At 68.6% G+C, this 16,369-nt stretch carries 12 protein-coding genes and 1 pseudogene; 3 read left to right on the forward strand and 10 right to left on the reverse strand.

What is annotated here, in order from left to right:
* Position 1: 1 nt before the first annotated feature.
* Positions 2-3,025 (reverse strand): helicase-related protein, encoded by a 3,024-nt coding sequence (locus ACTMSW_RS18900; RefSeq protein ID WP_441181938.1) that lies wholly within the window; start codon positions 3,023-3,025, stop codon positions 2-4.
* 32 nt (positions 3,026-3,057) lie between these two features.
* Positions 3,058-4,134, reverse strand: coding sequence for a serine/threonine protein kinase (locus tag ACTMSW_RS18905; RefSeq protein ID WP_441181939.1), 1,077 nt, complete (start codon positions 4,132-4,134; stop codon positions 3,058-3,060).
* Positions 4,135-4,299: 165 nt separating this feature from the next.
* Between ACTMSW_RS18905 and ACTMSW_RS18910 the strand changes: the two are divergent.
* A pseudogene (locus ACTMSW_RS18910) lies at positions 4,300-4,662 on the forward strand (transposase); the annotation flags it as partial.
* A gap of 197 nt (positions 4,663-4,859) precedes the next feature.
* Here the strand turns inward: ACTMSW_RS18910 and ACTMSW_RS18915 are convergent.
* Entirely contained in the window at positions 4,860-5,147 is a 288-nt protein-coding gene (locus tag ACTMSW_RS18915; RefSeq protein WP_441181940.1) for a hypothetical protein, read from the reverse strand.
* 93 nt (positions 5,148-5,240) lie between these two features.
* Here ACTMSW_RS18915 and ACTMSW_RS18920 point away from each other — a divergent pair, with 93 nt between their 5' ends.
* Together ACTMSW_RS18920 and ACTMSW_RS18925 are read left to right on the forward strand one after the other, a co-directional pair.
* Entirely contained in the window at positions 5,241-5,405 is a 165-nt protein-coding gene (locus tag ACTMSW_RS18920; RefSeq protein WP_441181941.1) for a hypothetical protein, read from the forward strand.
* 38 nt (positions 5,406-5,443) lie between these two features.
* The gene (locus ACTMSW_RS18925; protein WP_441181942.1) at positions 5,444-6,517 is read left to right on the forward strand and encodes a hypothetical protein; all 1,074 of its coding nucleotides are present in this window, start codon (positions 5,444-5,446) and stop codon (positions 6,515-6,517) included.
* A 708-nt stretch (positions 6,518-7,225) separates the two neighbouring features.
* On the opposite strand, the gene ACTMSW_RS18930 is transcribed toward ACTMSW_RS18925, so the two are convergent.
* From ACTMSW_RS18930 to ACTMSW_RS18960, 7 genes are all read right to left on the reverse strand, one after another.
* A complete protein-coding gene (locus ACTMSW_RS18930) occupies positions 7,226-8,452 on the reverse strand; it encodes a hypothetical protein (RefSeq protein WP_441181943.1) in 1,227 nt (408 codons plus the stop codon).
* Positions 8,453-8,455: 3 nt separating this feature from the next.
* Positions 8,456-9,379: a thiopeptide-type bacteriocin biosynthesis protein gene (locus tag ACTMSW_RS18935; protein WP_441181944.1), complete on the reverse strand. Its 924-nt coding sequence runs from the start codon at positions 9,377-9,379 to the stop codon at positions 8,456-8,458.
* A 17-nt stretch (positions 9,380-9,396) separates the two neighbouring features.
* Positions 9,397-10,566 (reverse strand): lanthionine synthetase C family protein, encoded by a 1,170-nt coding sequence (locus tag ACTMSW_RS18940; protein ID WP_441181945.1) that lies wholly within the window; start codon positions 10,564-10,566, stop codon positions 9,397-9,399.
* Entirely contained in the window at positions 10,563-13,679 is a 3,117-nt protein-coding gene (locus tag ACTMSW_RS18945) for a lantibiotic dehydratase (protein WP_441181946.1), read from the reverse strand. The genes ACTMSW_RS18940 and ACTMSW_RS18945 overlap by 4 nt, the downstream gene beginning before the upstream one ends.
* Before the next feature lie 92 nt (positions 13,680-13,771).
* Positions 13,772-13,972: an FxLD family lanthipeptide gene (locus tag ACTMSW_RS18950; RefSeq protein WP_441181947.1), complete on the reverse strand. Its 201-nt coding sequence runs from the start codon at positions 13,970-13,972 to the stop codon at positions 13,772-13,774.
* A 43-nt stretch (positions 13,973-14,015) separates the two neighbouring features.
* A complete protein-coding gene (fxlM, locus tag ACTMSW_RS18955; RefSeq protein ID WP_441181948.1) occupies positions 14,016-15,239 on the reverse strand; it encodes a methyltransferase, FxLD system in 1,224 nt (407 codons plus the stop codon).
* Between the two features lie 283 nt (positions 15,240-15,522).
* The gene (locus ACTMSW_RS18960) at positions 15,523-16,362 is read right to left on the reverse strand and encodes a class I SAM-dependent methyltransferase (protein ID WP_441181949.1); all 840 of its coding nucleotides are present in this window, start codon (positions 16,360-16,362) and stop codon (positions 15,523-15,525) included.
* Between the last annotated feature and the right edge of the window lie 7 nt (positions 16,363-16,369).

Here is a 16,369-nt window from a genome sequence, read left to right on the forward strand (position 1 = left end):
CTCACACACTCCGCTCGGGGACGAGCACGCCGACGACGCGGATCATCGGCTCGCCGGCGGTGGACAACTCGTCGATCAGTTCCTTGACCTTCGTGACCGTGTGCCGCACTCGCTGCTCGGCCCGATTCCGGGCAGCGGGAAGGAGGGTGAGCTGCTCGTAGCGGGCACCGGTCTTGCGCTTCCAGTCCTGGAGTCGCTGGTCGTACGCGATCAGGGGAGCCATCAGCCTGTCTTCTTCGTCGTCCAGGCGCCTGCGCATCTCGGCGCGGGCGGTCTCCACGGTCTGCGGGACCAATGCCTGCAGGGCGGCGAGATCGCCGACGTCCCGCATCCGCATCTCCCGGTCGACCTTTGCGTCGTGCAGCACTTGGACGAACTCCCGCTCGTCGATGCGCATCGCGTCCTGCTCGTAATGCAGCGCCAGCCAGGCCAGCACGGTCGGCTTCCCTTGCTTGTTGGAGTACCGGCCGTTGACCAGGAAGACCGGCGCGGTGACCTCGGCAGCGATGACCGGGGCGGTGAGACGCCGAGCTTGGGTGGTGTCGGCCGACCGGCGGGCGAGAACCTTGTCGACCAGCCACTCGGTGACCGGGTGCTGGTCGGTGAGATAGGACATGTCCGGCCAGCCGGACTCGGCGTACTTCTGCTCTCTAGTCGCCGCGCCCCGGCGTTTCGGCCGCTCACCGCTGTGCTTACGGGCCAGTTCCAGGCGGGCGTTGGCGAGGTCCGGCGAGAACGTGAGTGTCATTCGCTCCAAGATTCGCCGCTCGTCCAGGTATGGCTGAGGCAAGACGGTGAGCCGACGCTGCAGGTCCTTCAGGCGGTGCCCGTCGCGGTTAAGCTCGAACTCGAAGGTATCGGGATAGTCGGCGGGATCCAGCCAGCTCAGGCCGATCGCCTCGGCCGGATTCTCGTACGCCTCGGCGAAGGCGTCCTCGACGAACTCACGGGTAGACCCGAACAGCCTCGGTGGCCGGACCGTGTCGTCGGGCTGACCGCCGGGGGGACGGTCGGCATCGTCATCGTCATCGTCGAACCCGCCGCCGGCCATGAAGATGTCATCGTCGTCATGCGGCTGATCGGGCACGACGTCGTCGATATCGCGGCCCGCGAGGAATGCCTCCTCGACACTCATCTCCTCGGCCTCCTCGTCGCGCAGTCCCATCAGCGCGGCGGCTTCCCCAAGGGTGCGGTGTGCGTTGTCCTCTTTCTCGGTGAGCTTCTTCGACACCAACTGGTCGGCCGCGTGAGCCGGGTCGGCCGACTGGTGCAGCAGCACCCGGATTTGCGGTGAGATGTGCTGGCCGTAGCGGTCGATCCGGCCGTTCCGCTGCTCGATGGTGATCAGTGACCAGGGGATATCGTAGTGGATCAGCTCATGGCACTGGCGGTGCAGGTTGACGCCTTCGGCGGCGATATCGCTGGTGAGCAGGACCCGTACGTCGCTGCCCTCCAGCGCGAAGTCCTTGACGATGCGCTGCTGGGCTTCGTCGGATTGGCTGCCGTGCAGGATCCGCACCGGCCCGCTGACACCTTCCTCGGCCTGCCCCGGCGGGTCCTGCTGGATGAACCCCAGGCGCGCCGGAAGCTGCCGGTAAAGCCAGTTAATCGTGGCGCGGCGCTCGGAGAAGACCACCACTCGAGTCGCTGACTTCGGGCCGATGCCGATCTGTCGGAGAACCTGAACCAGCGCGGTGAGCTTGGCGGCGTCGTCGTCGGTGATCCGCCCGGCGAGTTCGGCGAGGCGCTGCAGAGCTTCCACCTCACGGGGATCCCTCGGCTCGGTTCCCTGGCGTTTGAGGCGGTTGTCGATGGTCTTCAACAGCGCTTCATGGGAGGAGAGGAACTCCTTGAGTAGCTTCACCGGGAACAACCTGCTGCCCCGGCCGGTAACCGGTGCGGTCCGGCCCTCCGGTGGAGCAATCCAGGTGGTGTAAAGCTCGTCGAGGACCGCCTCCTCCGGTGGGGTTGCCAGGCAGTCGACGAACTGCGGCTTGGCCCGCTCGGCCCATTCGGCGCCCAGTTCGGCCGCCACGTCCGGGCTCATCTTGTGCCGGCGCACGTACAGGTCTTGGAGTTCCTCCCGAGTGGCACGCTTCTTGGGATCCACGATGGCAGTCGGTTCGATCAGGCTGATCAGCTCGTTGAACGACTCGTCGTCGCCGTTGTGCGGAGTGGCCGAGGCCAGGATGAACGCGTGGGTGGTCGGCGCGAGCACCCGGGCGAGCTGGTTGTTCAACGCCGTCTTGCTGATCAGCTTGTGCGACTCATCCATGACGACCGCGTCCCACTGCACCCGACGGAGCTGCTCCCGGTAGCGGGCGCTCTTCAACGTGTCGATCGATGCGATCACCCGCTGGTAGTAGTCGAACGGGTTCCGCCCGGCGGGGAGCTTGCGCTGCATTCGAGCCACCCCGGTCGAATCCAGCCGGACCAGCCCGATCGCGAAGCGAGTCCATAACTCGTGCTGAAACTGCTCCAGGATGTGCCGGGGCGTCACCACAAGAATCCGATCTCCGCGCCCTCGCCGGATCAACTCCGACAGCAGCAGCCCGATCTCCAAGGTCTTGCCGAGTCCGACCGCGTCGGCGATTAGCAGCCGGGGCCGCAGGCTCATGAACGCCCGCTTCGCCGGCTCCCGCTGATACAGCAGGTCGTCGGCCAGGTGCGTGCCGGCGGTGGCCAACCGTTGCTCGCCCTGCGGCAGAGGGGTCTTCCGTAGCAACGCCTCGATGAACAGTCGAGACCGCCGAAAGCCGGGCGAGGTGTCGTGGACGAGGTGGGTGTCCTCGGCGAGCAGGGGCTCGACCCGGTCCAGCCGGCCGGGTCCTTCCGGGTGGTGGAAGAAGATCGCTGTCTGGTCCCGTACCAGCGGGGAGGTCCCGGTCACCACCAGCCGGGTTCCGTCGTCGCGGGTCTGGCTGACCTCGGTGACGAGCCACTCCTCGTCCCTGGCAAGTACCGTCATTCCCGAGGCGAACTGGGGTGGGTTGTTCGGGGCCACACTGACGACAGACTCGCTCATTTCCTTTTCCCGTCCACGAACACCCGATTTCGCTACCTTCCGTAACTGTCCCGTCGCCGACGTGCCGCATTGTGCCAACGAGCGACCCAGTCAGTGCTGAAGTCTGTCCGCTTCGGGGGCGAGCCAGCTGTCTTGGATCTTGGCACACCCGCGCTCAGCTCAGATCCCGTGCTGTTGCCTCCGCCGGTCGCGGCGAGCGCGAGTTCGGGAATCGGCTCGGCCGCCCAGTCCTCGACATAGTCGCGTATCTCCGCCGGTAACGGCAGGCCGGCCACACTCGCCAGGGGGACTGCGAAGTCGGTCAGATGATTCAGCGCGGTGCGGAACACCGTCAGCGCCGTCGGGCGGTTCTTCGGGTCGTTCGCCAGGCAGGACTCGATCAGCTCGTAGAGCGGCTCCGGCACCCCGTCCAGATCCGGCGGCATGCCCATCAGCCGCTCACTGATCGTGCAGGCCTGGAACGGTGTCCTTCCCGTGGTCACCCACACCAGCACCACGCCCAGGGCGAAGACGTCGGACTTCTCCGTCGCGGCTCGCGGGTCAAGCAGATGTTCGTTCGCGCAATACTGGTCGCTGCCGAAGAACCTCGGCTCGACGGTGATCCCGTCCTCGTTGACCGACCGAGAGATCCCGAAGTCGATGATCTTCAGTCCGGTCTGCTCAACCAGGATGTTCTGCGGTTTCAAGTCGCGGTGCAGGATCCCCTTGGCGTGAATCTCGGCCAACGCCTCAGCCAAACCCGTCGCCAACCACCAGGCCGGCAGCACGTCGAACGCTCCGTACTGGTGCACCAGTCGGTGCAACGGCGGCGCGTGCACGTATCGCATGGCAAGCCACGGAGGATTGTCCGACCCTCCGGCGGCGAGTAGGTCAGCAGTGTGAACGCCTGCCATCTTTTCGATCAGCTTGATCTCGCGGCGAAAGCGCTGCCGCCATATGTCCGACTGCCCATACTCTGACTTGAAGATCTTGACTGCAGCCGCATGGGAAACGTCCGGGCGAAAGCCGAGAAAGACGGTACCGAATCCGCCTTCACCGAGCAGGTGGGTAAGTCGGAAGCCGCCGCACTCCGTCGGGTCGACGTCCCGTAGCGGCTGCCACGGCGTCATCCATATACCCCCGTCTGCGGATATGCCCCAGTTCTACCTCGACCACTCTGTGTCCGGCTATCGTACGACCTTGCGCGCGTCGGGCCACGCACCGTGCAGGACTCTCCCGATATGCATAGTTGTATGCGACTTGCCCACTATTACGGTGATCACCACCCGGCCGGGCGCCGTGATGCCGCCGCCGCCCAGCGGTTCTTCCAGCAGCGCGACCAGGCCCGTGCAGGCGGTGTGCAGTGGCTGGAGGCCCGCCACCGCGCCCACGCCCCGCGCCGAGGACCGGATCCGCTGCGCCAAGGACACCGGCCTGGGGCGGCTACCCTCCCGCGAGTTCGCCATCAACGCCGCCTGGTGCACAGCTCTGCCGCGATCGCCGCCGACCTGATCGCCTGGCTCCAGCTCACCGCCTTCGACGGCGACCTGGCCAAAGCCGAGCCGAAACGGCTGCGCTACCAGATCCTGCACACCGCCGCCCGCCTCGTGCGAGGGCAACGCCGCCGCTGGCTGCGCATCCCCAACACCTGGCCCTGAGCCGAACAGATCATCACCGCGTTCAACCAGATCGTGGCCATCCCCGCCCCAGACTGACCAGCACAGCCGCTGTCCCAACGACCGGAGGACCCCAGGAGACCACGCCCGCCGCCGCGACAGACGGCCCACCACCATGCCCGGAACCCAAACCACATCGATCAACGGTGATCGGACCTGCCGGCCCAAAGGAACCGACGTCAGGCGCGAATCATCGAGGCTAGGTCGAAGCCACCCTCGTATTCGAAGTCGGACCAGTCGATATACCGGTCGTCGTTCTCCCAGGGCCAGTAGGCGCCGGGCAGGTCGGCAAAGTCGTCGGCGGTGATCGTGACGGTGAGCGCTTCGCGCAGCTCGCGCAACTGTTTCAGGTTATGATCGAACTGCACGGTGTCCTGGCCGTTGCCGAGTTTCAGGCTGTGGCCGCCGTCGCTGGTGGGCAGCCGACGCCGCACCCAGGTCGATGCGACCGCCCGCCGGATGGCCACCCCCAAAGACCTCGCCCAACTGGGCCCCAAGGGCGTCGCCGACAGCGGCTCAGCCTCGCCGACCTCAACCGGCCCAGCCCGGACCAGCTCGGCGTGCTGATCGCCTACACCGTCGCCAGCGGGATGCCGCTGCGCCAGTCCTGGGAAGACATGGCCGTCGGCATCTGGGGCCCGCGCACCGGTAAGACCACCTCCCGCGCGATCCTGGCCGTCGTCGCCGCTCTCGGCGAGGAACCTGGTGGATCAGTTGGTCGCTGAGGTGCGATCATGACCGCGATGCGAGGGTGAGGACGAGAATGACCGACGAGGTGCCCGACGACGACCATCAGGACGATCTGCAGCCGGACAGTGAGAAGCCACGCGAGCAGCAGCAGTGGCGACAGAACGAGTGGCAGCCGTACGACCCGACTCGCTTCGCACAGCACATCTCGAGCGTCGAACAGCGCATGCTGAGCAGCCCGGCGTTCTTGCAGCAGCTCCGCGCCGCGAGCACCTTACTGAACTCGTCGATGATCGAAAACTACGCGAAGATCACCGCAACCCTGCCACTCCTGCAGATCCGGGCGAACCTGCCGCAGATCGGGGCGAATCTAGCGGCCATTCAGGGCTACCCGCTGCAGAACCTGTCCGGGATCAGTTCGGCCCTCGCCAACTGGGCGAAGATCAGTGGCAGCCTCCGCAGCCTTGTCGCTGACATCGCCCCCGTCCCCGACGTCGGTGCGTGGGTTGATTCTCTCCGGCTCGATTACTACCCGCCGAACTGGCCCGCTGACCTTCGGATCAGAGAGATCAGGCAGTTGGCAGACGAGGAAGGCATCCCGCTGTGCTGGGTGCCACGCGCTGAGGTGATCGACGCTCTCCGGATCGCCGACCCCGTCGACCGGCGGGATGTGCTCCTCAAGCACTGCGAGGATGTCCTGGAGGATTGTGCGGTCGCGCTCGGCGAGGTGCTGGCGCCAGAGCTGAAGCAATACCGGGAGGCGGCGGAGGATGTCATCGCCGCGCTGCGCGACGGCCATCACAAGCCGGCGCAGGCGCTAGCGATGAACGTGGTGGACGCAGCCCTACGCGGCGTCCTCTTCGATGACGTGTCGGGTTTCAAGTTCTACGGACCGGTGATCAAAAGGATCGAGAAGACCCGGGACTGTCATCTGGAGGACTTCCGGCGCTCAGCAACTTTGTGGCCGCTGCTCCGCTTGTTCACGCACTTCAGCCCCGGCAAGGATGGAGTACCCGACCGGCCGAACCGACATGCGACGGCGCACACGGTCGATGGTGTCCAGTACACGCCTGTGAACGCGGTGATCGCGACGATGTTCGCTGCATCGGTGCTTCGCGAGGTCCAAGAGTCGCTGATCGTGCAGGCGTAGCAACCCCGGGGAGGGTCCAACCGAACTCACCGACTCCTCGGAATCGGCAGGCGCGATCTCCCGTACGCTCGCCGGCCTGGTGTCGGGACGATGGGTACGCAAGCGTGGCGGCGCGCGGGCCTGGCAGGAGTAGGCCCCCGCCGCCTGCCCGTCCGGTCACCCTCACCCACTGCCGGCGCACGGCGAGTGCCCGGCGGGCTGCCGGGTTGCGTCCACGAGAGTGGTGTACGACTTGCCCGTGATGGGCGTGTTGCGTAGATAAGAGACGGCCATCGCGTCGATCCTTCAAGACGACCAAGTCAGAGAAGGAAGAGAGAACGCGATGGCCGCTTCAGAGAGTGTGAACCCTGTTGACCTGCTGCGCGAGCAGATCGCGGGCGCGTCGCCGGAGTCGGGCTATCCCCGCGTGGCCGGCGTGATAGGGGACCTGCCTGCGACACAGCCGCGAGGCGCCGGCTGAGGTGAGAGCTCCGCAATGACGGCAATGCCATGGCGCTTCGTCGGCTGGGCAGAGCGGCCACCGCGGGGCAGCCGCCTTACCCCGCGTTGCTATCACGGTAAGACTGCGACCTTGACGCACGGCAGCTCCCGAGCAACGAAAAGTGACAGGACCTGTGCGCTCAGGCGAGCTCGGTGGCCTATCCGGCTCTCGCCGCGGTGTCGGCGAGCCACACCCGCTACGACCTGCAAGATCAATTTGGAAAAGGCTCAGTGGAGGTCCACGGGGTTGGTCGGCGGCGATGGGTTGGGAACGCTCGGCGCAAGGCTGAGGGCTACCGGCGCTGCGTCGTGGGTGCGCGGTGAGGCACGACCGTTCGACGCTTTATGGAGCGCGGTTCCCAGTGCCGCTTCGGCCAGCGCAGCTGTTCTGAAGACTTCCTGCACGGCCGATCTCGGCAGCTCTGCAGGTGTGAGGCCCGCGTCGGCGGCGGTGCGGCGCAGATCGGTGTACTGGTCTGGCGTGATGCCGCTTAAGGGCTCGCGGAAGCTGAGGACGTCGCGAGCGGCGTAGCCGTCGGTCGTGTCGAGGGCCTGGTGGGCGGTCTGGTAAAGGATGTCTGCCGCGAGTTCGGGCCGAGTAGGGCTGGCGAGGATCGCGGTGGCGAGTCCAAGTCGTGTGCTGTAGGACGCGTAGTTGGGCGAAGGTATGGGCACCGCGAGTTGTTCGGTGGCGGTCACGAGGTGGTGACTGACGCCTGGGCCCGTCGGGCCCGCGCAGATGACGTCGAGGCAGGCAGCGACCTGGCGCTCCCACGGTTGGGTGAGGGTGCTGCTGCCCAGGATCTCGCGTCCTTGATCGGGTTTGCCCTGGATGCAGGCGGCGATGACGGCGGCTTGTCGTCCTTCCATCAGGTGATCGCCGATGCCGTTGTGCTTTCGGGCGTATTCGGCAGCGTCGGCCCAGCGGTTGCTCATGGCCAGGATGCGGATGCCTTCGCTGAGCAGTTGCAGCCAGACCCACTCGCGCAGCTTGCGGCGTTCGCCGGCTTCGCCGTCGAGGGTGGCGGTGGGCAGGGTGTGTTCATCCAGGATGAGGTCGGTGCGGTGGGTGACGGCGTCGTACATGTCTTCGAGGAGGCGTAGTGCTGGTGCGCCGTGGTCAGCGCGGATTTGGAGGCGTGCCAGGTTCAGGACGGGTTCGAGCATGTACCGGGCTTCGAGAATCGAGAGTGGCCGGGCCGCGCGCCGGTAGGCGTCGATGTGTTGCCAGCAGAGTTGTCGTGCGAGGTCAGGCATTCCAGCGTCGCTGGCGATGAGGGCTGCCTTGTTGAAGGCGTGCGCGGCGTCGGGCATCCCGTGCTCGCGCTTCTGGACTGCGGTGTCGGCCGCGTCGGCGACTTCCTTGATGCGCAGCGGCAGGGCCGGGCAGTCGGGGCGCGGGCGGCCGAGGAGCGGAAAGTAGCGCAGGGCGGCGGCGACGCTGGCGTGGTACATGGTTCAGCTCCTGGGCAGGATGGCGGCGGTCGCGGCGTGGGCGAGGATTCCTTGTGCGTGGGCTGGTAGGTCGAGCCGGTTCCAGTGGAAGATCACGATCTGGGCGAGGACGGCGCGGATGCCTCGGCGGAGCCGTCCGGCGTGCGCCGCGTCGGCGAACTGCTGACCCGCGGTGGCGAAGGCTGCCTGCCAACCGCTGGCGTCATTGAGGGGTCCGCCGGGAATGAACAACGCCGTGCGCGCGTCGGCGGGAAGCGCGAGGAGGGGCCGCATCTGGGCGGCGAGTTGGTCGATCCGGGTCGCCTCGGCGGCTGCGAGGGCGGGGCGCATCTGGGTCACCTGGTCGAACACGTCTGCCGCCTCGTACCAGTCGAGTCCCGCGTGGTGCTGCAGGGTTCGGATGAGCATCACTGACAGCTCACGGCGGCCGATTGGTGGCGGGCGGTGCCGGGTGTAGTTGAGGACGCCTCGACTGTCGGCGCAGAACAGGTCGTGCACGATGGCCATGGCGGTGTCTCCGCCGAACGCTCCGGTTTCGGGTTCGTAGATCCCTGGCTTCCAGCCGGCGATCACGCCGTTGGTGGTGAGGTCGTCGAGCAATGCCCGAGCGGCCTCGTGATGGGCGGTGCGGATCCGGACCCGCCAGTACGGGTGTTTGCGCAGGAACCACCAGCCGGTGTGCCCGCCGTTGAGTTGATCGAGGTGTGGGGCAACTGCCGTCCGGAACATGGCCTCGGCGGTGTTCCAGTCGATTGGCCTGATCAGGGCATGCAGCCAGGTGGCGTCGTGGCGGCGTTGCAGGGCGGTGAGTCCACCGGTGCGATAGGTCTGGACTGCGGCGTGGAGGTCGTCCACGTCGATGTTGGTCTCGGCTGCTGCGGTGGTTATCGGAGTGCCGGCGAGGATCGCCTCCACGAGAGCGGCCATCCGATAGGGGCTATCGGTTAGGCGATCAGGAGACATGTGTCCCACCTGGTGCGGGGTGGTGTGCTTGTGCGCGCGGTTTCTAGCGCGAGGGACCAGCCGGAGTGGCCGGTGAGGAATCCGGCGTGGTCGGGCCTGGGGCTGCGTTGGGTGAGGCGTGCAGCGAGCGCGGGGAGCTGCGCGGCGATGTCGGCTGTGCGGGCGTCCTGGGCTGCCCGGTGCGCGGTGGCGTGGAGCCCGGCCAGGCCGTGGCAGATGCCGGGTTCGGTGAGCCGGTCGAGTTGAGGGCCGGTCATGCTGGCCGTGAGTGCGGTCTCGGCCGCTGTCTGGCGGGCAGGTTGGTTGGTGGCGATGGCGGCGAGTTGGAGGGCTCTGGCGATGCCGGGCGCGCCGTAGCACCACGACGGCCTTCCAGGTACCTCTTGTTTGGAGCGGCCGGTGCGGAGTTCGTCGCGTGTTAGCCACTGCGGCCACCACGGTCCCTGGGCGGTGTCCTGTCGCCACTGGTCGAACCAGGCGCACAGACGCTCGATCGCCTCAGTCTGGCCGTCGACCTGCCGGCCGTTGCGCGTGGCGAGGGCGAGCAGGGCTAGCAGGCCTGCGGCGCCGTGGGCCATACCGAGGTTGGCGTGACCGCCGGGGGTAGGCAGGGTCGGGTCGGGGTCATGGTCGACCCACCAGCCGGGAAGTAGCTGTCCGCCGTACATGCGGGGCTCGGTGAGCTGTGCGACGTAGGTCAGCAGGTCCCCGAGTTCGTCGCTGTCGGGCAGGATCTGGAGTAGGAGTGCGCCGAACCCGGTGAGGCCGTAGAACAGGTCGTGCTCGGCGAACGTGGCGGGCTGGCCATGTCGCAGGCGGTCGTCCGCGTCGGTGAGGCGGTCGCGGACGAGCCGCCGGACGTGCGAGGTGAGGTGCTGCCGGGCGGCGACGTAGCGGTCGTTGCCGTCGGCGGTGGCGGCGTTGAGCATGAACAGGACGGCGGGTGCCCCGTAGTACAGACCCGCGTGGCGGCCGGCGTCAACGGGACCGCCGGTGGCCTGGGCGACGAGGTGGCGTGCGGCTGTCCAGTCGCCCGTGCTAGTGAGCGCTTGCTCGATCGCCAGGAGCGCAGGCCCGACGCTGCCGGTAGCGAGCGACTGCCCACCGGCTCCATTCGCCCCGGTGGTGGGCTGCTCGGTGGCGGCGGTCATCGGGTACCTGTCGCTGCCAGGCAGCGCATCGCTGCCGCTCGCGCGGCGTGGTTGGTGGTGCGCTCGAAGTCGGGGTCCACGCCGACCGCGCGAACGTGGTGCTCGTGCAGGAGGGTCCGCAGCACGGTGGTGGGCTCGCGCTGCGGCAGCAGAGACGCGTAGTAGGCCGACAGGGCGTGGTCGCGGGTCCGCCAGGCGGCGGCGGTGGCGTCCCCGCCGGGCAGCATCCGCAAGCGGTGATAGTCGGCGGTGGGGTCGGCCAGCCGCCGGGCCAGGCCGGTGATCGTGCGCTCCGCTGGCGCGCTCTCCTGTTTAAGGCAGGCGAGCAGGGCGTCGTATCCGGTCTGCGGGTCAGGGGCGAAGGCGGCGGCCAGGCGTGCCATGGACGCGGCGGCGAGCGCCTGCGCGGGTATGCCGGCGTGCTCGGCGGTGCGGAGTTGAGCGACGGCGGCGGTGGTGTCGGCGGCGAAGACCTTTTCGGCGGCGTCGAGTGCGGGACCGTGGCCGTAGCGGGCGGGGTGCTGGTGATACGGGGCGAGGATGAGGTCAGCGGGCAGTGCCCGCCGGGCGAGGTCGGCGGCGAACTCGGCCAGGATCGCGCAGGCCGGTTCGTACGCGGCGGATTCGCTGAGCCGGATGAACAGGGACAGGTGCTGGTCGGCTTCGACGCGGATGATGTCGCGGTGTCGTCTGACCCACCAGCGCGTGAGGCCGAGCCCGGCGAGCTGGGCGGCCAGCCGGGGTAGGTGTGTGGTGAGTAGCTGGTCGAACCGAGCGGGATTGCCGATCAGCTGCGCGTGAATGACGGTGGAGGTGCCGGGGCGGAGCGTGTCCCCCGGGGGTGCGGTGACGGGTAGTCGTCGGGCTGGTGGTGAGGTCGGCGTCATCGCGGTGAGGAACTCGGCCGGGCGGCCTCCGGCCCATCCGTAGCCGTCCGCGGGGGCGTCTTCGCGCAGTTCGAGCCGTTCAGCGCGGCGCAGCCGGGCGCGGAGGAGGGCACGGTCGAGCGGCTGGTCGAGGTCGAGGGGCAGGCGAAGCTCGTTGTGGCAGGCCATAATGCGGGCGGGTACGCGCCACCGCCGCCGCCACTGGGCGAGGGCCGCATCCCACAGGTCCTCGGACGCGTCTGCGCCAGCTGACGTGGGGTGCGGGACGTCGGCGGCGGCAAGGAGCCAGCGGGCCGGGGCGAGGATGATGCGGCGGTAGCGGATGCGGGGTATGTAGGGCAGGTTGCGGGCGGCTGCGCCGTGATCGAACGGGCCGAACGCGGCGCTGCGGGCCTCGGCGACCTCGGCGAGGAACCGGGCCAGGGGCGGTGTCTGCACGATGGTGTCGAGGGCGTGCGGGATGTGTGGGACGATCCGGCGACCGGTCGGCTGGTGCACGAGGTACATCTGTTCGCTGTCGGCGGTAACGGCCAGGTCGTCCACGCTGATCGTCAGCCCGTCCGGGTGCTCGGACAGCGGCAGCACGTGGGGCAGGAATCGACCGACGCGGGTGACATTCTGGTTGTGCGGTAAACGGGGCGGGAACGACACCTGCACCGCCAACGCCTCGTCAGCGTCCCGGCCCGGGTCATTGAACGAGGCGGCGACCTGCTCGTGGTCGGGGGTGTCGAGGAGGTAGGCGAATCTCCCGGCCATGCTCGTCGGTGTCCGCGGAGCGCCGGTGACCTGCACTGTGAAATCACCACGGTCGACGGCGTCGGTGGTGGCTGCGTAGAGCGCGAAGCCCAGCTCGATCCGCGCCGGCGGGATGGCGGTCCTGTGGTCACCGACGGTCAGCGCCTCGACGTCGGCGTCGGTGAGGTGGATCTCGCCGGTGCCGTCGAGGATCGCTTTCTGGATCAGCACTTTAAGGTGCACGTCGCGTTCGGTCATGACCCGCCAGGCGGGGCGGGCGCGGGGTGCGCCGAGGTAGCCGGTCGGATAGCCGAGACCGGAGTCGGCGAGCAGGTCACGGACGGGCACCAGCGCTCCGGGGCCGTAGCGGTCACGGAAGCGGGCGTGGTAGTCCAGCCACGCCACCGACCCGAACGGCTGCACACTCAGGCGCAGCAGCACCTCGGCGGCGAGCGTGGCCTCGGCCAGCACCGGCGGGGGGATGCTGATCTGGGCGTTGAGGCGCACGTCGATCGCGAGCTGATGCTCGGCGTCCGGCGCCAGCACGGTCATCGGCTGGATCACGGCGGCCCGGGCGAGCATTGCCTCCGGGCCTTTCGCCTGCGTGTTGTGCCGCGCCAGTTCCTTGCGGATTGCGCGGAGCTGGTCGAGGGTGGCCGTCACCTCGGGCAGCTCGGTCGCCTCGGCGCTGTCCAGGGCGGTGATGACGTGGTTCAGGCCGTCCACGGCGGTCATGGGTGGGCGAAGGTTCGTGATGAGAAAGCCGCCGTCGACCAGGCCGTGCAGCATCGCCTCGATGGTGGCGACCGCGACGCGGGGCACCTGGTGCGCGATCCGCGCGACGAGCTGATTGAAGCGGATCGGCCGGGCCGCGTGGCACAAGGCCAGCCGAACCGCTGTCGTATTCCTGGTGGACGTCTCGCGCGGTAGCTCAAGCGTCCGCCGCTGCCCGACCGGCGACCGGGCGGCGACGATGACGCGGTCATCGCGGACGGTAGCGGCGCTGTCGGCCACCACGAACAGCCGCCGCCGCAGAGGGTGATGCGCGTCGAGGCGGTCAACGACACAGGTGAGCCATTCGCCGTCCACCCGCGCGTAAGCACGGTGCCTCTGCCCTATCTTCGCGATGGCCGGGCCGACGGTGGCGGTCGTGACGGCGGCGAACACACCGAACGGTGTGGTCCGCCTTTGCCAGCGCAGCAGGTAGCCGCAAGTAGCGAGGACCGCCCGACGGACGGCGGCGGCCGTCGTGCCACAGGCGTCGGCGGTAAAGAGCTGGCCGATGCGTCGAGCCAGGTGCGGGCTGGCTATTGAGATCGCGTCGCGAACATCGGGTCGGCTCCACTGCTCGGTCAGCCAGGCGAGGCCGGCCTCGGTGGTCGCCGCGGGGCCGATGAGGTCCGGTCCGGTTGCGGGGCTGAGGTTGCCGGGGTCCGTACTGGCCCGGACCAGCACCGGACCGACCGGTTGGAAGGTGCGCTGGGGAAGCATCTGACGCCTCCTGCCGCAGAGATGGGTGAGGGGCCGCCGGAGCCCGGCAGCACCGGGCTCCGGCGGCAAAGAGGTGTTGCAGGGCCTGGTGGTCAGGCCGGGTCGTACGACGAGGTAGCGCAGGCGCTGGTGCTGCAGGTGCTCCCGCAGCCGTCGCTCGTACTGCAAGCCATGATCACCAGCGGCGTCGTCGCCTCGATCACCCGCATGTCGAGCACGAAGTCGTCGTCGGTGACGACCTCGGCGTCGGCCAGCGGAGCGTCGAGGACCGCGTTCGGCGGAGACATCGACATCACTCTCCTTCCGTAGAGGGGTTGGGGTGGTGCCACCTGGTCGTCAGGACCAGGAGATCGAGATGACGCCGTGCGTCTTGTCCATGACGGCGGCGTCGGCGGGGATGCGGGAGTGGTCACTGTCGGCGGGCCAGTAACCGAAGCGAGGCTCGACGTGGCGACCGTCGCGGTCCCACGCCCGGATCTGCTCGACCATCGCGCCGGCTGCCCGTTCGTCGTCGGGGCCGTAGGCGCGGGCACCGAACTCGAACCCCTCCCCCGCGGGCCGCACCGTGAGGTAGGCGAAGCCCGCACCGTGGACGACGCCGAACGGGAACCAGCGGCGTTCGTTGGCCAGTTCGGTTCCCTCGTCGGCGGCGACACGGCAGAAGCCGGGCAGGAACCACGCGAACCACAAGTGCAGGTCGGCGAAGGACACCCCGTTGCCGATCGTCACGCCGGACCACTGCTCGGTGCGGTCCGTGGCGAGGACGCCGTCGAGCCGGTCTATCTGGTCGGGCACGTGGGTGTCGAACAACAGCCGGACGTTCTGGCCGTTCGCGTCGGGCAGGAGGAACACCCGGTCGGAGTGCGCGCCGTCGCCCTGCATCGGCACGAACCCGGCGACCTCCACCGACGTACTGACCAGGTGGTCGCCGTCGCGGCGGAACCCGATGGTCCTCGTGACCGCGTTCATGATCAGCGGTAGGACGATGACGCCGCCCTCGTGGAGCTGGTTGAGCAGGGCGGGGGCGATGTCCCAGGCGCCTACGGTGACGATGATCGCGTCGAACGTTCCCTCACCGGGCACGCCGTGCTCGGCGTCAGCGACCACCACCCGGACCCGGCTGCCGTAGCCGTTGCGTTCCAGCAGCGTCGCGGCCCGGTCGGTGACCTCCGGGTCGATGTCGACGCTGACCACCCGCCCCTCCGGGCCGACGATCTCGGCGAGGTACGCGGCGTTCAGCCCACCCGAGCCGACCTCCAGCACCGTCATGCCCGGCGCGAGTTCGGCCTGTTCCAGCATCCGCGCCTGGATGTAAGCCGCAGACACCGACGAGATCGCCACACCGTGCTCGTCGCGCTTGGTTACCACGGAGCTGTCGAAGCCGTAGGCGACGGCGAGATCGGTACCGGCGGGCATGAACCGCTCGCGCGGCACCCGGCGCACCGCCGCCTCCACCACCTCGGACGTGATCATGTCCTTCGTGCGCAACTCGTCCACCAGCGCGGCCCGCAACTCGGCGGCACGGCCGGCGGCGAATCCTGTCTCAGCTATCTGGCCCACTCGCTATCTCCTCCTGCTCGGATCGGTCACCACAACGTCCCCGGTCCGCAACGGTCGAGCCCGCACCGACGGTGCGCGCGTCGTGTCGGGCCGGGTGGCCGGCGGCAGGGGGACGGGGGTGCCCCTGCCGCCGGCCAGGACCGGCCACCGCGCCCATCCCCATGAGCGGCGGCCGGTCGGGCAGTCGCCGCGCGGCGACTACCAGGTGAGGGCTGATGGGAGGTGACAGCCTCCCAGCGCTTCAGGTCTTTGACGCAGAAGGTCGCGGCGCCTTCCACTGGCCTTACGCGCGAATGGTCGGCGGCAGCGCCTCGCCCGCCCGCGTGCGGCGGACAGATTCTGGGGTCGCCTTGCGGGCATGGATAGCCCTGCGTTCGTAGGAGCCCAGGAGCACGTTCGGGGCGGCCATGAGCGTGACGAACCGGTCGAGGCCGGCGTCGGTAACCTCGGACGTGGTCAGGACGGGCCGAAGGTCATCGACCACGTCGGCGAGCAGCCGGCAACCGGGACCGCCACCGGTCCACGTCTCGGTGGATGCGTGGGCGCACAGCTGCGCCATGCCCTTGTCCGCGAGCAGGCCGGGGGTGTCGATTGGCCAGGTGCCGGGACCATTGAGCCCGGCGATGGTGCGAAAGACGCGCCGCATGACGGTGTGGATCAGACGGGCGTCGTCTCCGGCCGCCCGGAAGACCCGCGGCGGGGTGGCGGTGACGTCGGCTAGGACAAGCCAGCCCCCGGGGCGCAGCCGGGCGATCATCTGCTCCAACGCCTCGGCTGGATGTGGCAGCGTACCGTGCAGCCACCGCGCGATGACGACATCGAAAGCGCCAGGCTCACCGGGAAGATCGTCACCGTTCAGGTCCCGCTGGTAGACGTCGATGACACCGGTCGGGTTCAGGTAGCCGGTGTCCGTGTCGACGGCGCTGACCTTGCCCCGGGGGCCGACGAGGCGGGCCAGGTGGGCGGTGATCTCGCCGGTGCCGGCACCGATCTCCAGGACGCGCTGGCCGGGTTTGATGTCGAGGCGGTCCAGCTCCTGCCGGATGATCGGGTCGAGCAGTGCGCGCAGCCGGGCGGGGCGCAGCCGGGCGGGGCGTAGCTGCTCGTGGTGAGTTGTCGTCATCGCGGTG

The organism is Micromonospora sp. BQ11, assembly GCF_052068135.1.
Lineage (GTDB): Bacteria > Actinomycetota > Actinomycetes > Mycobacteriales > Micromonosporaceae > Micromonospora.